This window comes from Acaricomes phytoseiuli DSM 14247 (assembly GCF_000376245.1).
GTDB lineage: Bacteria > Actinomycetota > Actinomycetes > Actinomycetales > Micrococcaceae > Renibacterium > Renibacterium phytoseiuli.
In genome coordinates this window covers 1-1,529 of sequence record NZ_AQXM01000004.1, presented here as the reverse complement: position 1 = coordinate 1,529, position 1,529 = coordinate 1, and the positions used below count along the sequence as shown (strand labels likewise).

Here is a 1,529-nt window from a genome sequence, read left to right as displayed (position 1 = left end):
ACTCCCGTAGAGTTTGAGACGATCTACACGGACGCGAAAGCGGCCTGATCACCCCAAACCCCAACTGTCAACCAAACCCGGGGCAGACCCGATCACCGAAGACCGACGGCCTAAGCCGCCGACAATCGGTACACCATCTCAGGAGCTTGAAAAGGATCGGGCCTACGCAGGACGAGTCGCCCAACGTCGACGACAAAAGGGCCAAGACGTGCAAGCAGCCTCCAGCCGCCATCCGTCAAGGAACACAAACCACTATCGTGGTCCAGAACGATAAAGGCAGGGCCTTCAAACTGTCAGACTCGGGCTAGTTTCTGATGCCTTGCCTTGCAAGCAAGACTCTTCCTACACTTTGGTTCTAAGAATCAGGTGTGAGTGTATGGATGACAAGGTGGTCTCATGCGTTGTAAAGCTTTCGTTTCTATTGTTGTCGCGGCGGCTGCCATGATCTCTTTAGCTGGGCCAGCGTCCGCTCAACAAGCCACTCTCCCAACCGGTCAAGGGATCACTGAAACTTCTGAAGGCATCACCCTGACAAAGGTTTCAACCCGGCCTAGCCAAGTACAGCAGGCGGTAGGCGACGAAAAAGCACGGGCTGCTGAGATAGCAGATCCGGCAGGTTATGCAACTAGGCTGGCTCTTATCGCTTCTTCTCCTAAAACACAGGAGTACTTGAACAGCTTCCAAGGCATCGATGTCACTCGGCAGGCTGAGGGCTTGGCCGGACTGATGAATACCGAAGCACTGACCGGTTTTACTCAGATGATTGATCAAGGTGCCCTAGAACTCCGAGTCACCAACCTAAAAAATGGTGACTATCAAACCCAGATGATCATCAAAAGCCAACCCCAAATGCGAGACACTGCTCTAAGAGGTATGCCGCGATGCCCGGCGGCGTGGGCTGCTTTTTGGGCTTGGTTCGCTACTGAAGCGGCAATGTGCGGTGCACTTGCACCTTGGCCGGCAGCAGCCTTCGCATGCGCGGCAGCCTACGCTGTCGGAGGTTCCATGATCGATTTCAACCGGGGATGCTAAGGCCATGTCTACTGTAGAAGCCCAGCGGCTGAGGAATCGTTACTGGCTATCGTTGAGTTGTCTCCTCGGAGCAATGGTCCTTGTGATCGGTATAGCCTCCATACCCTGGCTTTTTGTCCTTGTCGGGTTATTGATGGTAGGTCTTTTCGTGACTGCTTTTTTGTACGGTCAATACGGTAAGGAAGCAATCCAACGCGGTTACCTTACAGCACCCCTACCGGTGTTCGCCGCTATTGTTGCTTCCCCGGTAGCTGTTTTAGTCCGAGGCTCTGGCTTCGCACTACCCATGAGCGTGATCTTGGCTGTAGCACTGGCTACGACTTGTTACGTGTGGGCGCGCAAGCACGGGCCGTACATCGACCCGGCCACTAAACAACCCGCTCTCTAATCCAGAAATTCCCGTTCGGGTCTGCCCCGGGTTTGGTTGACAGTTGGGGTTTGGGGTGATCAGGCCGCTTTCGCGTCCGTGTAGATCGTCTCAAACTCTACGGGAGTGA

Annotated in this window: 1 protein-coding gene; it reads left to right on the top strand. The window is 54.5% G+C overall.

All coding sequences use genetic code 11. The features are described from left to right. The first annotated feature begins 396 nt into the window (after positions 1-396). Positions 397-1,032 carry a hypothetical protein gene (locus C501_RS13390; RefSeq protein WP_018133602.1) on the top strand — a complete coding sequence of 212 codons (636 nt, stop codon included), beginning with the start codon at positions 397-399 and terminating at the stop codon, positions 1,030-1,032. Positions 1,033-1,529: the final 497 nt, after the last annotated feature.